Genomic DNA, 16,344 nt, shown 5'->3' on the forward strand with positions numbered 1-16,344 from the left:
GTGAAAGCCAGGGAAGGATCGACGACCATTTCGGACCCCAGCATGTAGCTGGACACATCACTGGCGAGGAAAATACCGGTGCTGGCGGGCTCGATTTATGGGGCGTGGGCTACATGATTCTGGGGTCGCTCAGCCTCGGAAGCTCGTTCGTCTATGCCCGGCGGTTCATGTCCAATCTGGACATCACACCCCTCGCGTTGTCCAGGTATCAGGTCGGGTTGGTGCTGTTCATTCCTAATCAGCAACCCTAGCAACGCTAGCAACGTTCGCTGCGACGCGATTTTCCTCCCGATCCTGACAGTCAAACCTGCTCTCAGGCCCCATTGTGTGTCCGGGGCCAAGCGGCCAATTGCGAGCGGGGCGTCAAAATGGCCAAGGCAACCGCCACGATGAAGAGCGCCGGCACGTCACCTGCCAAGTGCCCCATTTGCCCCGGCTGGGTGACCGCCTGGACGGCCATGACGCCTCCGTGTACGGCGCTGGACCACACGGTGAACCAGATCAGGCTCAGATTGGCCAATGGATCACGCGCGGCCAGGATCAAGAACACGCCAAGCGTGGCGTAGATGCCAACGATCATCATCGGGTAGTCCGAGTGACCGACGTGCCAGGCCCAGCCGGACGGCCAGAACAACATAAGCGGGTAGAGAGCGAGGCACGCGAGGCCAGCCAAAACCAGAACGACCCGCAAATACCTGAGGCGATCGATTACGGTCATGGCGGACTCCTCTTTGGGCCTGACTCTGAATGGACCCCAAGTGGGGTGATAACGCCTTCACGGGCTTGGTGGATAGCATTCCTTGTTCTGTCGTCTCTCCCTGACCAGGCCGGGTATTGTGACAGTCGGGTGACCGCTGATGGGGTTGATATACCATCGACGCAAAGCCCAATCTGCTCAATCAGTTCCGGCAGTAGACCAAGCATAGCTACTCAATTGATATCGCTCCGTCCAGCGGCTGCTTCTGGCCGATTAGCGTTCCAGCGGCTGTACGACGACAGCCTTTCAACATTGCCCAATGTTCAAAGACTGACGTCGACGTTGGTGATGAAGCGGGTGGTTCAGGATCGGCCGTTGCCGTTGTAGTACGGCGTTCAGGCACCCATGGCTTCGACAGGCGTTTGCCCTCGGGCAAAGCGCGTCGCCGAGGTCTGCAGCAACAGCACGACCGACAGGGTCACCAGCAGGAACGGCAGCAGCCAGGCGTTCTCGATGATCGCCAACTGCAGACTGAGGATCAGCAGCAGCATCGGCGTTGCCAGGGCATTTGCCTTGCTCACGTACAAACCGACGGCCGCTTCGCTGTAACGGCAGGCAATCGCGACACGGATATGCACACGAGCACCGCCAAAGGCCATGCCCAGAATTAACAGGCTCAGCGCTTTGAGAAACAGCGTGTCCGGCATCAGCCACCACATCGTGGTGGAAATCACCGCCAGCGCAGTCAGCGCCGACAGGTAAACCAGCAGGTTACGGCCGGTGTTGGCGATGATGACCAGCACACCGATCAGCGCCATGCCCAAGCCGAACACGGCATCAAGGACACCCAGTTCAAACAGCGTCCATCCGTGATTCGATACATACACGGGCAGCATGAAATTGAACGCGCCTAGAATCGGCCAGATCAGCACCATCGGCACAAACAAGGTCATCGGCAGTCTGGCGGGAGCCGCCACTTCGAGCTTCTCGCGAACATCCATGGGCAGGCCGTTGCGCGTGAAGCAAATACCCGCAACCAGCAAGAAACCGGTGCTCAGTACAAGGGAAAAACCGATGCCGGTCAGAATCGGCATCAAACCCGCGGCCAACAACGGACCGATCATCAGGGCCGCCTGGCTGGTGGCCGTGGTGGCGCCACTGATCCGCCGTACTTTGGTTTCATCCATGCCCCGTTGCAGCTGGGTAAACCACATGTCCAGGCTGGCCTCGAGCGACATGATCATCAGCCACACAAACAGGTTGGTGATCAGCAAGCCGAGGGTAAAGTTTCTCGAGAACCCGGAGATCAGCGCCAGGCCCGTCAGGCACAGTACGAACAGGCTGCTCATCTGGCGTCCGGTCATGTGGCGCGACAGGCGCTTGATCATCATCGGGGTGATGAACGCCGGTATGAACGAGCAGAAAATCGCCAGGGCCAACGGCAGGTAGTCGCCATCGTTCTGTTTGAGAATGGTCCAGGTCAACGAGACCAGCAGTGCGCCGGAAAACAGGCGGTAGACCGTCGAGCAGAACAGGAAAATGGCCAACTCTTTTGCGGTGCTTGGGTGTTCACTCATGTCGTCGATCCTTGCCCTTGAGTACGCGCGATTCATTGAATTTGAACGGCCGACGTCAGCCCCGCAGCCGCATTGAGCAGTGCAGAAGACTGGCGTCGATCCGGGGTGGCCGGGTGTCAGGCGAACGTGCGCATGACCTTGAGGGTTTTCTCGATATCTTCAGGGGTGTTGATGATCCCGGCAGAGAAACGCACCGTCGAATGGCGATACGGTGTGGCACTGGCGATGATCTTCTGCGCTTTCAACTTCGCCACGACATCCTTGGGCGCCCAGCCTTTAACGTCGCAGCACACGATGCCAGCGGAAAACTCGGCGGAGCGGGGCGTATGCAGGTGCACATTGGGCAGCTTCGCCAGGCCTTCTTTCAGTTGACCGTTGAGTTCGGCGACGCGGTCGGCGATGCGCTTGCGGCCGATTTTCTTGACGAACTCGAATGCCTCGATCACGCCCCACTGGTTTTCAAACGCCAGGAACCCTCCAGGGCTGACCCAGGCGGCCTGCGTTTCACCTTGCGGATCGCGTTGCTGGCGCCAGGCGTTGCCAGGCTCGGCGGCCATGATGGTAGGGATGGTGGGAGTGATCTGCGCCCATTGACCTTCACGTGCCCAGATTAGCCCCGTACCGTGCGGGCCAAGAATCCACTTGTGCGTGCCGGCGCTGAAAAAGTCGCAGCCCAGACTGGCCACCTGCGCCTCGGAACAACCGAAGCCGTGCACACCGTCGATCACATAGATGATCCGATCGGCTTCAGCGCGATCACGATTGAGTCGGGTCACAAGTGCACCGATGTCCTTGAGCGGCAAGCGCACGCCAGTGCCCGAGTGCACCCAGGTCATGGCCAGAATGCGCGTCGAGGGTTTGATGGCCGCTTCTATGCGCGCGACGATCGCGTCGACACTGACATCCTCAGGCCCTTCGTACAGGTCGATGCGACGGATGCTCCCACCCCATTTGACCACTGCCAGGCGCATGGCCTCGTCGTGGGTATACCACTCGTGATGGGTGGTCAGGATTTCCTGATCGGGACGCAGCTTCAGGCCGTTGTAAATCATCGCCAGACCCTGCGTGGTGCTGGTGGTCAGCGCGATGTCCTCGGCCCGACCACCGGTGTACTCCGCCGCCGCAGCGCAAACCTTGCGCCAAACCATGTCTTCGGGTTTGGCGAACATATTGTCTTCAAGGTAGCTGTAAGGGTTCTCGTCGAAGGCCTGGCGGTGGCGCGCCATCGCATCGCGTACCGGCTTGGGGTTGGAAGCCAGAAAGAAATTGGAAATGTGCACAAACTCCGGCGACAGCTTGAACTGCGCCCGTACCGACGCCCAATCGGCGGGGTCAAGCGTCGTCACGGTTTCATCCTTGACAGGCGCTTGACCCACCTGTGCGTTTACTACTCCAGCAAACATGCTGCCTCCAATCAGGGTCGCTCCTACAGTGGCGCCCATAAAATCACGTCTTCCCAGACTCATACCGGTTCCCTATCGATTCACATTGAAGTGCGCGCAGGACGCGCGAATATAGCGTTGAAAATACGCTGACCATAGAGGCCGACGGCCAGGCCGAGCACGATCAGCACCACCGCCAGTACTTTGCTCACCGGCACACTTTCGTTGAACACCACTACCGAGCCGAGCATGCCGAAGATCGGCACCAGCAGAGACAGCGGCGCCACTGTGGAGACCGGATAGGTTTTGAGCAGTGAGTTCCAGATCCAGTAAGCGAACAGCGTGTTGGGATAGACCTGGAACAGGATCGACAACACGGCAGTCGTGTTCACCTGACTGACCAACGCGGTGTAGCCGGCGCTGCCGTTCACCGCGTAATCGAGGGCGAACAGCGGAATCGGTGCAAACGCGCTGGACCAGACCAGAAAGCCGAAGACATCCTTGGTGCTGGCCTTCTTGTTAATGATGTTTGCAACGCTCCAGGACGCCGCGCCCACCAGTACCAGCAACACGCCGGTCAGGCTCACCGAACCGTCACTGATCTTGATGATGCACAACAGCCCCGCGAGGGCGATCAACATGCCCAGCACCTGGAAGCGGGTCAGCGCTTCCTTGAACACCCAACCGCCGAGCAGGATGGTGAAGAACGCGCTGAACTGCAGCACCAGCGACGCGATGCCCGCCGACAGCCCGGCCTTGATACCCAGATTGACCACGCCCCACAGACCAATGCCGAACACCAGGCCATAGCCGATGATGTAGCGCCACGGCACGTCGGGTTTACGGATGAAGAAAATCGCCGGTAACGCACAGAGACTGAAGCGGATACCCGCCAGGATGAACGGATCGACGGTGGCCAGTCCCAGTTTGATCACCGAGAAATTCACACCCCAGATTGCCGTTATCAATACAGCCAACACTACGTGCAGTGGTTTCATGGATTATTTGCCTTGATGAAGGAGGTCGGTGTCACGCCACAGAGGTCAGGTTGTGCGTCAGGCGCACATGTGAAAACAACGATTGCATCCATGCCCGGGTCTGCTGGGGGTCAGCGCTTTTGACAATGCCGGCCAATGGCGCTTCGAACGCCGAATACGTCACGTGCTCCGGCAACAGCGCGCCCACTGACAGTTCGTTCCATTGCACGACGTGCGCACTCGCGCGCAACTCTTCGGCGCCGTCCAGGCCCTGGTAGATGCGCTCCGGATGGGTGTGCCCCGGGAACACAAACCAGCCGAAACCCAGGTCGTGCTGCTGGCGATTGAAGGCCGAAAGGTCCAGCTCGCCGTCTACGTGAATGCGTAATTCCAGCGACGGCAAGTGGATGCCCGTGGCGAGCTCATAGGTCGCGACCACATCCGCGCCACCGACCCGGTTACCAACCTCGAGGAACACCGGCTCGTCGTCCGCCATGATCGCTTCGAGATGGAACGCGCCATTGTGAATCTGCACCGCTTGCAGCGCCGCGCTGACCCACTCATGCATCGACGCCGTGGTTTCGATGTGCCACGAACCGAGCGGTTGACCGCGCTCCATGTAATCCAGGCAGGTGCCCACGTATTCGCTGGACAGCAGGGTGATGACCCGACCGTTCAATACCAGACCGTCGAAATGGCGGATCGGGCCGCTGATGTACTCTTCGACCTGAAACTCATCAACGCGCAGCGCAAGACAGCTGATCTTGTGCCTGATCTCATCGAAGGCGCGAGCCGGTTGCTGATGAATGCTGACGTCCACGCTCGACGCGCCGCTGTGAGGTTTCAGCACGGTTGCGCCAGTCCACGGCACATGGCCTTGCAGCGCCAGATAGCGCTCCAGCGACATGAAGCGCGGTACACGCAGATGCCGGGCTTGAACCGCTGCTTTCATCTCCAGCTTGTTGCGCGCCAGTGTCACCGACTGCAACGACTCACCTTCGATATTCAGCACTTCGCGCAGACGCGCCGCGTCGAGCAATTCGTACTCGGACATCGAAATGACGCGATCAAAGGTTTGTGGGCTTTCGGCCAGCCACGCCAGCGTTTCATCGAAGGCGCTGTTCAGCCCGGCTCGCACCACGCTGTGGCAGCGCAGGTCGGCGGGGAGCGTATCGATCGCCGATTGTTTGCCGATGTACGTGACATCGTGCAAGTCATGGTCAATCCCGCGGTGGTATTCGATACGCGGATACGGGACACGGTGAAGAATCAGGATTTTCATGCCGGGGATCTCAAAGCGTATTAGAGAGAAGTCAGGACGCGACCTTGAACAATTGCGCAGCGGACAGGTGACGGTTCAGTACCGTGAGCCACTGTTCACGCAGCACCGTCACCAGATCGCGAATGTCGATGCGCGCGTCATGCAACGCGACGCAGGCATGGGCCACGAAGTCGCTGTTGTCTCTGGGTGTTGCATGGATCAGCCGTGACTGGCCGATGATCCAGGCGCATTCGAGCAGCGCTATATCGTCCTTGGCCAAGTCGAGGGTCTGCGCGGCCAACGTCAGCGTGTCATCAACCATGGTGCGGATTTCGCCCAGTTCGATCACGTCGAGCATCATGTCCTCGGGTACGCCGAACATCACCGTGGCGGCGCTGCAGGTTGCCGGTGGCAGTTCCTGCGGCACCGACGCGCGGAACACCGAATCGACCCACGCCGCATACAGATCGACTCCATGTACCGCGTGCGCCAGCGTCCAGATTTTCATGCCGCCGGGACGACGGTTAGGCTCGATCACGGCCGTTTGGTAATCGGCATCACTGAGTTTGATCTCGTTGTGAAACGGACCGATTCGCTGGCCGACCAGACGATTGACCTGCTCGCCGGTCTGACGAATCGCCTGACGCTCTGGCTGGCTGAGGCGGGCGGGCAGGATCTGCGCTACTTCCACGGGATAACGTCCGGTGGCGCTGACTTTTTCCGTGATAAACCAAAGATCGCCCAAGCCGTCATAAGAGTATTCGCGGGTGAAGGTGATGAACGCTTCTGCCAACACACCGCCCTCCAGGTAGGGCGCCACTTCGGCAAAGGCCTGCTCGCAATCACCCCCCGGTGCGACCATCACCACCCCGCGATTGTTGCCTTCACACGCAGGTTTGATGACGAAGCCGCGTTCCTGGCGCAGGGCGAAATTGCGCACATCGTTGATGCTTCCGATCTGTTGGAAGTCCGGCAGCATGACCCCCAGCGGGTCAAGCAGGGGACGGTCGCGACGCTCGGCAATGCGGTAGGCCAGTTTGTCAAAGGCCCCCAGCGCCAGCTCGGCGTCGTCCACCGGCAGGCCGAGTTGTTCGAGCAGGGCCGCACCGCTGGCGACCGCGTTGTCGGAAAACACCATTCCAGCACTGATTCTGCGAGCGTCCTCGCCCAACTGACGCAGCGCATGGGGGACGAAATCCGGGTCCAGCGGGTCGGCATCGATGACCCGGTCACTGATCTGCAGGTCATGAACCTGAGGATTGTCCCGGACCAGCCAGGTCTCGGCGCCCCATTGCTGGCGCGCATAGTTGCGCATGTGCAGAACATCGCCGATCCGGCTCAGGTTGTAGTCCACTATTAACAATACAGGCGCACGCAGCGGCATGTTCGTCATCCTCAAATGCATGGAATTGTTCATGGACAGCATTGCTGTTCCAGGCGCTTGCTCAGCGGGTTTTCAATGGCTCTCAACGTCGTACTGGATGTCCAGGGCCGTGGCGGAAAGACGCGCCAGACGCTCAAGTTCCGTTGCCTGACGGTCTCGGTCGAACGTCCACAGCAACTGGCCCAAAAACACTTCGCGGGCATGCGCGGGAATCACATCGCCTGCTTTGAGCAGGATGTGTTTCACCACCGGCGTCAGGGGCAGGTCGTTGAGGGTGACTGAACTCAGCGTTCCCGGTTTGGCGAAATAGACCCGGAAGAAAGTCGCTGTGGTCTGTGCGCTGCTGCCGTCCGCCTGCCAGCCAAATTGGGTCAGGCGTTGCACGAGCGCTTCGCGGGGCAGGGCGTCGTCCTGACTGGCCAGAAGCAGATCCAGCCACAGTGAGAGCATGCTGAGGCCGCCGGTGACGGCCTCGACGCTGTGGGAAATCAAGCTGCCGCCAACGCGCGGATTGATCTCGATCAGGTCCCAGTGTTGCCCGGTGAAACGCGCTTCAACGTGGTAACAGCCCCACTTGAGATCCATGCAGCCCAGCACGTTCTTCAGCCATTGCAAGCCCGCCGCAATCTGCGCCTGATCAAGGCTTGCCGGCGGCGTGGTGCAGCTGTCTTCCAGCACCGTGTCAGCAGTCTCGGTCACTTCGTATTTTTCATGGACGGCCACGACATGCGCCTGACCATCGACCAACAGCGTCTCGAAACTGAATTCCTGGCCGGCGATGTAATCCTCCGCCATGAACTGCAAGCCGTCGTTGAAGGCCGAGGCATACACCGTGTCCTCGACCGAAGCCTTGCGCAGTTCCTCAAGCGCTTGCCAGGTGGTGTCCTTGCGCATCGGAAACGCTGCATACGAAGCGATCCCGTGGATCGGTTTGATGAAGTAGCGCTGGTTCTGCGCTTGCAGTGTTTCCAGCACCGGTGCAGTCAATGCATAAGCATTGGCTTGCGATAATCCTGCCTCGGCCAGTTGGTTGCGCACCTCAAGCTTGTTGCGCAATGCCAGAGCCTGTCGGGCATCAATGTCATACGTTCCGAGCGCAGCGTTGGCTGCGGCCATCAGGTGTCGATAACCTTCCCACACACTGATGCAGCAGGTGACTTGCTCGCCGGACTTGCGCAGCGTCTGGAGTGCGTTGTTCACATCTTCCAGTCTCAACTGGTGAGAGTCTGCGGTGTAGAGCCGGTCCGCCCAGCCCTGAATCTGTTCCAGGCGGGCCGGCACGTGTTCCGGAAGCGGCAATGAAGTCAGTACGAAACACCGGAGCTGGCGGCGATGCAGCTCCTCCTTCAAGTCCTCCAGAAAAGAAAAGCCGCAGTGGCTCAGGATCAGAACGCCGGGTCGATTTGAATTCATTGCCTGCTCCATGGCTTAAGCTGCCTTGTCTTGCGGCTTGGCCAGGGTGTCGATGTACAGCTCGCTGAAGTACATGGCGAGAATTTTCTGATGCTCGGCCAGGTAGCGTTTCAGGGCTTCGATGTCCTGCTCACCTTTGATCAGGAAGCGCAGAGCGGCCCAGACTTCACCCGGATGGTCGTCGTTGATATCGGTGTGAGAGTGGGAAACCTGACCGATGATGTTTTTCTCGCCAACCGACGCCTTGAGGGCTTCGAGCTTGCGTGGTTCGAGCTTCACGTTCACGTACTCGACCAGGTACGAATAGGCAACGACGCCCAGTGGGCCTTCGTGGTCCAGCAGGTAGGAGAAGAAGCCCGCCAGCAACTTGGTGGACAGGTACGGTTCGGTGGCCAGGAACTCTTCGCGACTTACGCCGACACGTTCCAGATCCTGAATGAACAGGTCGTCGTGGAGCATTTCTTCCTGTTCGTAGTGGGCCCAGATCTGTGCCGCTTCCGGGCTGACCTTGGCCACTTCGACCAGGGCTTTTGCTTCAGCCACGCGCAGCAGACGGATGCGCCATGCGGTTTCGACCAGGTGACGTTTGTAGTACGCGCTGTTGACATCTTTGCCTTCCAGGTGAGCGGCTTGAGGCACGGTTGCGTACCATTGCTCGACTTGTGCATCGATAATCCGGTCAACTTCCCCACGCAGATTTAACGACGCGGCAGCATTGAGAAAAGGAGTGCGATCACCATAGCCAACATTCTTTACACGGTTAAGCATAATCAAGCCTCTGTTTAGGGTTTGTTTTTAACGCGTTAATTAATGAACCGACTTCAACTGCAACTATCAGCCAATGACTTCAATGGCTAATTCACCTCTTATCAGGCACTGGCACGCCAGGCGGTATTCTTCGCCGGTGTAACCCAGTACTTCGATAAACGCTTCTTCATCGCCGTCCCGAGGGTTTAACGCCTCGAGACCCGATTTGACTTTGATCAGACAGGCGCCGCAGGCTCCGACGCGGCAGCCCAGCGGGATCACGTTCTTTCCACCGGCTTCCCACTCGATATCGGTAATAGGCGAGTTGACCGGTAATTGAAACTCAAGTTGATGCGACGCAATAGTGAGTGTGTGCAACACCATACTGACCTCGGTTGATATTAAAGTGTGTGTGGCAGGCCCACTGCTTCACGCCATCCGTTAACTTACGATCGCGAGAAGTTTGTTGATGTTGGAAAGTTATTTGGAAGTCAGTTCCAGGTAGATCCAATACAGCAGGGCGACTGCGCTGATGGCGGCACCCAATATGCAAACGGCGACCCAGCCAAAGTGTGCATAAGTATAAGTAGCGGCTATTGCACCCAGACCACTGCCCACCGAGTAGAAACACATGTAGGCGCCCACCAATCGGCTTTGTGCATCGGGTCGTGCGGCAAAGATCAGGCTCTGATTGGTTACATGGACGGCTTGCACGGCGAAATCCAGTAACACCACACCCACCACCATGGCGAACAATGAGTGTTCAACGAACGCCGTAGGCAGCCAGGACAAGGTCAATAGTGCCAACGCGACGCCTGTGGTGCGATTGCCGAGCCCTTGGTCGGCGAGCCGTCCGGCCCGTGCCGCAGCCAGCGCACCGGCCACACCGGCGAGTCCGAACAAACCAATCTGGGTGTGTGACAGTGACAACGGTGGCGCGCTGAGCGGCAGTACCATCGACGTCCACAACACACTGAACGCGGCGAAGATCAGCAGGGCGAAGGTGCCCCGGACACGCAATGTGCGTTCGGTCAGGTACAACTGGCACACCGATCGCAGCAATTGCCAGTAGCCGCCTTTCGCCGGTGGCGTGGTGGAGGCAGGCATGGTGCGCATCAGCACCAGTGCCATGCCGATCATCAGGGCGGCCGAGACAAAATAAACGCCGCGCCAGCCGGCCAGATCAGCCACTGCACCGGAGACGAAGCGGGCCAGCAGAATCCCCAGCACCACGCCACTGGTCACGGTGCCGACGGCTTCGCCACGCTGCTCGGGACTCGCCAGCGAAGCGGCGTAGGCAACCACCACTTGCACCACGACCGCCATCAGGCCCACCAGCACCATCGCGCCGAGCAACATGCCCCAATCCTGCGACAGGCCAACTGCGCACAGGGCCAGAGCCGACAGCAGCATTTGTGTAAGGATAAGTTTCTTGCGATTGAGCAAATCACCCAGCGGAACGATGAACAACAATCCGACGGCATAACCGGCTTGTGTCGCGGTCACTACGACACCAATCGTGCCCGGCGAAACCGACAGGCTGGCAGCCATCGATTCCAGCAATGGCTGGGCGAAGTAGACGTTTGCGACCGCCATGGCGCAGGTAATTGCAAAAAGAAAAGTCTGATAGCGACTGAGCTTGGAGGTGTCCCGGGTTTGAGGGGCTTGCGTGTGCCCACCGCTGGATTTTTCGGCTTCGATGTCCATCTTTACCGGGGCATGAGACTTGAACGGCATCACTCCATCCTTGGAATATGTGGTTTCAAAAGGAAACCGACGCGTTGATTTTTATCAAATGAAGTTGTTAAATGCAACCACATTTTGTAAAACATTTTTGTCTGACGTTAGAACTTTTCCCCCCCTTCCTACTGACTCGCTTCCAGGAGATCCATGGCCAGACAGCAATTACTGGCGCAGAGCGAATGCCCGGTCGCCCGCACGCTCGAAGAAATCGGAGATCGCTGGGTATTAATGATCATCCGTGACGCGTTCGACGACGTTCGCCGCTTCAGTGAATTTCAGAAACGCCTTGGTCTCGCCAAGAACATCCTCACGGTCAAGCTCAAAATGCTCGTGGAGTTGGGCGTATTCAACATCCAGCCGGCATCCGACGGCAGTGCCTACAAAGAATATGTGCTGACTGATATGGGGCGCGCGGTGTTTCCCATCGTCGTCAGCATGCGCCAGTGGGGGGAGCGCTACTTGTTCAACACAGGGGAGAGCTACTCGGTGCTGCTCGACAATGAATTGTCGGAGCCGGTAGAAACCATCGCCGTACGTTCCAGGGCGGGCAAGGTGTTGACCCCGGCCGATTGTCATCGGCGGGTCGTCAAGCGCTAGGGGTGACGTGAGCATTTCATCTGGCGCTTTCGAAATTGCGCCGCAAATCGCCCGTTACATCCACCAGCCTGACGCGTCGGCCATCGTCCTCGGTTACGAGTGGATGGTCGACCGGTTGAATCCACAACCCAATATAGATAGTCCGTCCCACCTTCATCGATACTGGTAACGGTTGGCAGGTAGCTGTCAGTCGACCCAGGGACATAATCTGGGTGATGTGTACCAGTGGGCTGCGGAGTCGACATGAATGTGTTTTTGCTTTTGAGGCATGAAAGACGTGTCGAGCGTGCCCAGTGCTATCGAAACCCAGTCGGTAAATTCGCCTTGAAATCGTGACCAGAACAACGTCGATCCACAGGTCTCGCAAAACTCGCGTAACACCGTCTCAGAGGATGCATAGGTTTTGATGCTGGTGGCGCCGCCAAGTATCCGTAGCGATTTGCGGGGAACGCTGCCGTACGAAGCGAATGCTGCTCCGTGACCTTTGCGACACTGGCTGCAATGACAATGACTCACTGATTTTGGTGGAGTGAGTAGCTCGTAACTGACGGCTGCGCATAGACAGCTTCCTTGGTATTTCTCTGTCATGCGTCCAGCCCTGCGCTTGAAAACACGCCAGCTTAACCATCTCAGGCTAGTCAGTCGACTGACCGCTATAGGCCGGTTGCTGCCTGTCGTGAAGGGCTGCAATCCAACGCCGACATTGGCAACAGGCAGAGGCTGGCCGCTTCCTGCCGATCATGAGGAATGGCAGTCGGCCATTTAGCAGGCGCTTGCCAAACTGTACTTCGAGCTTGAATAGACGTCCTCCAATCGTCAGTTTTCTTTCATCTTGAAGCTTAGCTGCTGCCTATGGCGGTAGGTGCCTACCCCGTCTGAAAAGGCTCATCTCGTTGTAAGTCTTTTTTAAATTTTTTGCGGGCCAACCACTGGTCGACTTTTCTGTGTGCCGCTTGAACCACTGTCTAAAGAGGTCTAATTATTAAGCGTGGGAAAAAATCCCACGAGAAAGTTGCCGAAAAATTTATACCGATTTCCGACTGATTTGGCGTTTCTCACGGTAATGACCAGGAGACGGAAAATGTAAATTCATAGGCTGTTCAACAGGGCTTAATTGGCGATGGTCATTGGTGGTGTGCTGTCGGCGTCCATCGTTTTGGTTCCGGATTCGATTTCTCATGGCTCCAGTGCTTACGCTAAAGAAGGCGGCGGCAATGGCAATGGTGGAGGCGGTGGACACGGCGGAAATGGAGGGAGTGGCGGCGGAAATGGAGGCGGCGGTGGCCACGGTGGAAACGGCGGCGGAAGCGGAGGTGCAGGCGGACATGGTGGAAGCGGCGGCGGTAACGGAAATGGTGGCGGCAGCGGTGGTAGTGATGGTAGTGGCGGTCATGCTGGTAACGGCGGTAATAATAGTGGCAGCAGCCATGGCGTTGCGGGCAACGACTACAGTGGGGTTTCGAGTTCAGGTCGCAGCAGCAACCATGCTGAAGCGGGCGATGATCATGGAAATCACGTTGGTGGAGAGCCTGGCGATGATCATGGCATTCATGTTGGTGGCCAGCCCGGGGACGATCATGGCAATCATATTGGCGGCGAGCCTGGAGACGACCATGGCAATCACGTTGGTGGTGAGCCTGGCGATAATCGTGGCAACCATGTGGGTGACGAACCGAGTGATGACAACTGCAGAAGCCGAGTCGCTCTGACGGGATCTCATATTTTCGTTGATCTTGAATAGCAGGGATGGGAGTAGATCTGTGCTGAAATCGTGAATTCTCCGTAGAGATTTCAGCGTAGCGGCAGAGTTCTGGGTGGTTAGCAGTGGAGCTGGCAGGACGCCTGAAGTATGGGAAAGATGGAATAGTTTTGTAATGAATCGCCCCTAGTTTCGAAGACTCGCCGAGTTACCGCTTCTGGCCGCGGGCTGCCTTCCGCGAAGGGCAGCTCTGGGTGGACTTGCGTCGATCATGGCGGGCTCGAATCGATCAGATCATGGTTGGGCGAAGCTCACCTTCGTACCCAGGTGGGGCTCAGATTTTTCTGTGCAATTCTCACCGAAATTTATGCGACCACAGCCAGAGGGCCTGATGGCAACCACGCAGTCCACATAGGCACGTGCAGGGCAATTAGAAAATCCGGGGGGACTCATCTCCTGAAAGATTGGGTTGGGTTATTGACTGATGCCACATCACATCGGTGATGCCGAATCGTTCAGCTAACTCAGTCATGTCTGAATAGCTGCCCACCCAGCCCGATGGTCTTTCAAGTAAAACAGTGCCCGAATGGAAAAACGCATAGCACACAGCGTCGTGTGGAGTCAGGTTATCGTCAGAATGCTCAATGACCTTTCTTTTGCCTTGAAAGCTGTAGCAGATCGTAAATCCCATGGACGACTTCCTCATGTAGGCGATTTGCCACTACAAAGATAGTCGCCCTCCTAGCATTTCCAAAGTAATAAAGTAGCCACTTATCGGGAAGCCTTTGAGCCAAGCTCAGCAGCCTTTGCTGAAGTATTTGTGCAAGGTCATCTCCTGCCTCCCTGAGGAAGCGTCTGGATACACCAATCTTTCACTATCAAAAAACTAGTCACATCTGAATGACTGCTGTTGGCCGATTGCTGCCTGTCGCGAAGGGCAGCAATCGACCCGTAGCAAACGATCAGGGCTATGGAAAATAAATCTGCGTTTTTCTGTTTATCAGCCAATTTTCTGGGATGTGGCCTTTTGCAATCACCGCGCACTCTCTAGAATCCGCCCAGCACTCCGGCTATGGAGGCGCTATGCCATCATTTTAGGAAGCCATCATGCAAATGGGAAAAATTCTGGGGTTGGCCCTGGTGCTAGGGTTGAGCGGTTGTGCCAGCTTTACCAAGGATGAAGTGGCACCGGTGAATCTGCCGTCCATGTCGAGCTATTCGAACAAGCCGAATGTGTATGTGGACTTTGATTTCTACCAAGGCGCGCCAAAAAGCGCCTCAGCCGTTGAAATGCCCCAAGCCCGCGACATGCTCAAGCCTGAACTACAAAAAGTGCTGAGCGATTCCGGGCTCTTTGGTCGTGTCACGCTGGATGAATTCCAGAAGCAGCCTGGGGATTACAACCTGCGCCTCAAGGTTTACAACCACCCGCCTGGTGGTGGTCAGCTTGTCATGGCCTTTATCAGTGGGCTCACCATGACCGTCATCCCTTCGATGGCCACTGATCAATACACCATGAGTCTCGAGGCGCTTGACCAACAAGGGCTGGCAATCAGCAATGCCAGTAACCATGACTCGATCAATACCTGGATCGGTATCTGGTTTGTGCCTTTGATGGGCAATACCCCGAAAGCGGCGATTAGCGATACCTTCAGCCGCCAGGTCAATGCGTTGCTCAAACAAATGGTAGAGAGCAAGAGCCTGAAATATTCGGCACTCGATTCCGGGGTGTCACGGATCTGATGAAAAAAGAGCCGCCATTGCGGCTCTTTTTTACCCTCATTTCAGGGCCTGTATGAACTGCGGGTCGCTGTACAAGGTCTTCAGCAAATCACGAACCATCGGGTTGTAGGCATTGGCGGCGTTCGGGATCGCAATGGCTCCGAAAAAACTGCTGTCCCACTGGCGGCTCACGTCCTTGGTCGCGTCGTAAACCACCTCATTGCCCTTGAGCAAAGTAAAACGGGCAGCGAGCTGGCCGGTACCGGTACTCACGCCTGCCGTCAGCTCATTCTTGACCAGCAATACATCCAGGTGCCGCTGTGCTTGCGGATCCAGCAGGCCCGCTCGGCGCAGTTCTTCGTTGATGGCCTCCTGAATATGCAGAGGGATGCTGCCAGTGGGCGAGCTGATCGGATTGGCCCGAACACTCAGCGAGCCCTGGCCAGCGTCCGCCTTCACCTGAGCATTGCTGATTGAGTGCAGTGGTGGGGTCTGCTTGAGTTGTTGGACGTTCTCGTAACTCGGCTCATAACGCGTCATGGTGACACCACAACCTTGCAACAGCAGCGCGAGTAGCGGGACGAACAGGAGGGACTTTTTCACGGCATTTCCTTGCATGAGAGGAGGGGGCCGAGATTATCGTAAGATGGCACTTAGCTATCAATCATGTTTCAACTGTTGGCTGAGAAAAACTGCTCGGCAAGCCCGACGATAATGCCCTCAGGCCCACGCAGATAGGCGAGCCGGTACGAAGTCTCGTACTGCATCCGGCCAATGAGTTCGGCGCCATGGGCCTGCATCCGCGCCACGACAGCGTCGATACCAACGACGGCAAACATGATGCGACGAAGACCCAAGGTGTTTACCGGCGCATCCACGGGGCCGAACCTGACCGCGTCTGGCGTGTGGAATTTATCCAGCTCTATTCCCTGCCCGTCGGGCGTGCGCAGCATCGCGATCGTGGACCGGACGTCTCCAAGCCCTATGAGGCTCCCGACCGCGGGCCCTTCAACGGTGGTTTGGCCTTCGAGTTTGAGGCCTAGTTCGATAAAGAACGCTTTTACCGCTTCGAGATCGTCGACGACGATCAGGACGTTGTCCATTCTCTGGATTGTCATGGGCGTTGGTCCTTCTTTGAACGGTGT

Annotated in this window: 19 protein-coding genes and 1 pseudogene; 6 read left to right on the forward strand and 14 right to left on the reverse strand. The window is 57.4% G+C overall.

The window, feature by feature from the left end:
- Positions 1–113 precede the first annotated feature (113 nt).
- Positions 114–251, forward strand: a complete 138-nt coding sequence (locus BJ917_RS31890) for a hypothetical protein (RefSeq protein WP_157755693.1) — start codon at positions 114–116, stop codon at positions 249–251.
- Positions 252–313: 62 nt separating this feature from the next.
- Here the strand turns inward: BJ917_RS31890 and BJ917_RS12265 are convergent, their stop codons facing one another.
- Entirely contained in the window at positions 314–718 is a 405-nt protein-coding gene (locus tag BJ917_RS12265) for a DUF6632 domain-containing protein (RefSeq protein ID WP_121103473.1), read from the reverse strand.
- Between the two features lie 255 nt (positions 719–973).
- Here BJ917_RS12265 and BJ917_RS12270 point away from each other — a divergent pair.
- A pseudogene (locus tag BJ917_RS12270) lies at positions 974–1,084 on the forward strand (AsnC family transcriptional regulator); the annotation flags it as partial.
- 8 nt (positions 1,085–1,092) lie between these two features.
- Here BJ917_RS12270 and BJ917_RS12275 read toward each other — a convergent pair.
- From BJ917_RS12275 to BJ917_RS12315, 9 genes are all read right to left on the reverse strand, one after another.
- Complete coding sequence (locus tag BJ917_RS12275; RefSeq protein WP_121103474.1) at positions 1,093–2,274, reverse strand: hypothetical protein; 1,182 nt, start codon at positions 2,272–2,274, stop codon at positions 1,093–1,095.
- A gap of 116 nt (positions 2,275–2,390) precedes the next feature.
- Complete coding sequence (locus BJ917_RS12280) at positions 2,391–3,620, reverse strand: aminotransferase class V-fold PLP-dependent enzyme (protein ID WP_256658543.1); 1,230 nt, start codon at positions 3,618–3,620, stop codon at positions 2,391–2,393.
- 137 nt (positions 3,621–3,757) lie between these two features.
- Entirely contained in the window at positions 3,758–4,654 is an 897-nt protein-coding gene (locus BJ917_RS12285; RefSeq protein WP_096510409.1) for an EamA family transporter, read from the reverse strand.
- Positions 4,655–4,685: 31 nt separating this feature from the next.
- Positions 4,686–5,915 carry an acetyl-CoA carboxylase biotin carboxylase subunit family protein gene (locus BJ917_RS12290; protein ID WP_096510410.1) on the reverse strand — a complete coding sequence of 410 codons (1,230 nt, stop codon included), beginning with the start codon at positions 5,913–5,915 and terminating at the stop codon, positions 4,686–4,688.
- A gap of 31 nt (positions 5,916–5,946) precedes the next feature.
- Entirely contained in the window at positions 5,947–7,278 is a 1,332-nt protein-coding gene (locus BJ917_RS12295) for an acetyl-CoA carboxylase biotin carboxylase subunit family protein (RefSeq protein WP_096515332.1), read from the reverse strand.
- Positions 7,279–7,350: 72 nt separating this feature from the next.
- Complete coding sequence (locus tag BJ917_RS12300) at positions 7,351–8,691, reverse strand: acetyl-CoA carboxylase biotin carboxylase subunit family protein (RefSeq protein WP_096510411.1); 1,341 nt, start codon at positions 8,689–8,691, stop codon at positions 7,351–7,353.
- Between the two features lie 15 nt (positions 8,692–8,706).
- Complete coding sequence (locus BJ917_RS12305; RefSeq protein WP_096510412.1) at positions 8,707–9,459, reverse strand: hypothetical protein; 753 nt, start codon at positions 9,457–9,459, stop codon at positions 8,707–8,709.
- Between the two features lie 66 nt (positions 9,460–9,525).
- Positions 9,526–9,822: a 2Fe-2S iron-sulfur cluster-binding protein gene (locus BJ917_RS12310; RefSeq protein WP_121103475.1), complete on the reverse strand. Its 297-nt coding sequence runs from the start codon at positions 9,820–9,822 to the stop codon at positions 9,526–9,528.
- A 96-nt stretch (positions 9,823–9,918) separates the two neighbouring features.
- Complete coding sequence (locus BJ917_RS12315; RefSeq protein WP_121103476.1) at positions 9,919–11,175, reverse strand: MFS transporter; 1,257 nt, start codon at positions 11,173–11,175, stop codon at positions 9,919–9,921.
- A 153-nt stretch (positions 11,176–11,328) separates the two neighbouring features.
- On the opposite strand from BJ917_RS12315, the gene BJ917_RS12320 reads away from it, so the two are divergent.
- Both BJ917_RS12320 and BJ917_RS32300 read left to right on the forward strand, forming a co-directional pair.
- Entirely contained in the window at positions 11,329–11,778 is a 450-nt protein-coding gene (locus BJ917_RS12320; protein WP_096510414.1) for a helix-turn-helix domain-containing protein, read from the forward strand.
- A 7-nt stretch (positions 11,779–11,785) separates the two neighbouring features.
- Complete coding sequence (locus tag BJ917_RS32300) at positions 11,786–11,947, forward strand: hypothetical protein (RefSeq protein ID WP_256658544.1); 162 nt, start codon at positions 11,786–11,788, stop codon at positions 11,945–11,947.
- A 17-nt stretch (positions 11,948–11,964) separates the two neighbouring features.
- On the opposite strand, the gene BJ917_RS12330 is transcribed toward BJ917_RS32300, so the two are convergent.
- Positions 11,965–12,366, reverse strand: coding sequence for a GFA family protein (locus BJ917_RS12330; RefSeq protein ID WP_121103477.1), 402 nt, complete (start codon positions 12,364–12,366; stop codon positions 11,965–11,967).
- A gap of 626 nt (positions 12,367–12,992) precedes the next feature.
- Between BJ917_RS12330 and BJ917_RS12335 the strand changes: the two genes are divergently transcribed.
- The gene (locus BJ917_RS12335) at positions 12,993–13,487 is read left to right on the forward strand and encodes a hypothetical protein (protein ID WP_157755723.1); all 495 of its coding nucleotides are present in this window, start codon (positions 12,993–12,995) and stop codon (positions 13,485–13,487) included.
- Positions 13,488–13,907: 420 nt separating this feature from the next.
- Here BJ917_RS12335 and BJ917_RS12340 read toward each other — a convergent pair whose 3' ends face one another.
- Positions 13,908–14,168 carry a hypothetical protein gene (locus BJ917_RS12340; protein WP_096512180.1) on the reverse strand — a complete coding sequence of 87 codons (261 nt, stop codon included), beginning with the start codon at positions 14,166–14,168 and terminating at the stop codon, positions 13,908–13,910.
- A gap of 416 nt (positions 14,169–14,584) precedes the next feature.
- Here BJ917_RS12340 and BJ917_RS12345 point away from each other — a divergent pair, with 416 nt between their 5' ends.
- Complete coding sequence (locus BJ917_RS12345) at positions 14,585–15,220, forward strand: hypothetical protein (protein ID WP_096512179.1); 636 nt, start codon at positions 14,585–14,587, stop codon at positions 15,218–15,220.
- 36 nt (positions 15,221–15,256) lie between these two features.
- Here the strand turns inward: BJ917_RS12345 and BJ917_RS12350 are convergent, their stop codons facing one another.
- On the reverse strand, positions 15,257–15,802 hold the full coding sequence (locus BJ917_RS12350) for a hypothetical protein (protein WP_121103478.1): 546 nt from the start codon (positions 15,800–15,802) through the stop codon (positions 15,257–15,259).
- 68 nt (positions 15,803–15,870) lie between these two features.
- A complete protein-coding gene (locus BJ917_RS12355) occupies positions 15,871–16,317 on the reverse strand; it encodes a VOC family protein (RefSeq protein WP_096512177.1) in 447 nt (148 codons plus the stop codon).
- Positions 16,318–16,344 lie beyond the last annotated feature (27 nt).

The organism is Pseudomonas sp. WPR_5_2 (genome assembly GCF_003634475.1).
Taxonomy (GTDB): Bacteria; Pseudomonadota; Gammaproteobacteria; order Pseudomonadales; family Pseudomonadaceae; genus Aquipseudomonas; species Aquipseudomonas izuensis.

Excerpts from the sequence above, each read along its gene's own strand:
- BJ917_RS31890 (WP_157755693.1), top strand. The coding sequence starts at position 114 with ATGATTCTGGGGTCGCTCAGCCTCGGAAGCTCGTTCGTCTATGCCCGG.
- BJ917_RS12265 (WP_121103473.1), bottom strand. The coding sequence starts at position 718 with ATGACCGTAATCGATCGCCTCAGGTATTTGCGGGTCGTTCTGGTTTTG.
- BJ917_RS12275 (WP_121103474.1), bottom strand. The coding sequence starts at position 2,274 with ATGAGTGAACACCCAAGCACCGCAAAAGAGTTGGCCATTTTCCTGTTC.
- BJ917_RS12285 (WP_096510409.1), bottom strand. The coding sequence starts at position 4,654 with ATGAAACCACTGCACGTAGTGTTGGCTGTATTGATAACGGCAATCTGG.
- BJ917_RS12290 (WP_096510410.1), bottom strand. The coding sequence starts at position 5,915 with ATGAAAATCCTGATTCTTCACCGTGTCCCGTATCCGCGTATCGAATAC.
- BJ917_RS12295 (WP_096515332.1), bottom strand. The coding sequence starts at position 7,278 with ATGCCGCTGCGTGCGCCTGTATTGTTAATAGTGGACTACAACCTGAGC.
- BJ917_RS12300 (WP_096510411.1), bottom strand. The coding sequence starts at position 8,691 with ATGAATTCAAATCGACCCGGCGTTCTGATCCTGAGCCACTGCGGCTTT.
- BJ917_RS12305 (WP_096510412.1), bottom strand. The coding sequence starts at position 9,459 with ATGCTTAACCGTGTAAAGAATGTTGGCTATGGTGATCGCACTCCTTTT.
- BJ917_RS12310 (WP_121103475.1), bottom strand. The coding sequence starts at position 9,822 with ATGGTGTTGCACACACTCACTATTGCGTCGCATCAACTTGAGTTTCAA.
- BJ917_RS12315 (WP_121103476.1), bottom strand. The coding sequence starts at position 11,175 with ATGCCGTTCAAGTCTCATGCCCCGGTAAAGATGGACATCGAAGCCGAA.
- BJ917_RS12320 (WP_096510414.1), top strand. The coding sequence starts at position 11,329 with ATGGCCAGACAGCAATTACTGGCGCAGAGCGAATGCCCGGTCGCCCGC.
- BJ917_RS12330 (WP_121103477.1), bottom strand. The coding sequence starts at position 12,366 with ATGACAGAGAAATACCAAGGAAGCTGTCTATGCGCAGCCGTCAGTTAC.
- BJ917_RS12335 (WP_157755723.1), top strand. The coding sequence starts at position 12,993 with ATGGCAATGGTGGAGGCGGTGGACACGGCGGAAATGGAGGGAGTGGCG.
- BJ917_RS12340 (WP_096512180.1), bottom strand. The coding sequence starts at position 14,168 with ATGGGATTTACGATCTGCTACAGCTTTCAAGGCAAAAGAAAGGTCATT.
- BJ917_RS12345 (WP_096512179.1), top strand. The coding sequence starts at position 14,585 with ATGCAAATGGGAAAAATTCTGGGGTTGGCCCTGGTGCTAGGGTTGAGC.
- BJ917_RS12355 (WP_096512177.1), bottom strand. The coding sequence starts at position 16,317 with ATGACAATCCAGAGAATGGACAACGTCCTGATCGTCGTCGACGATCTC.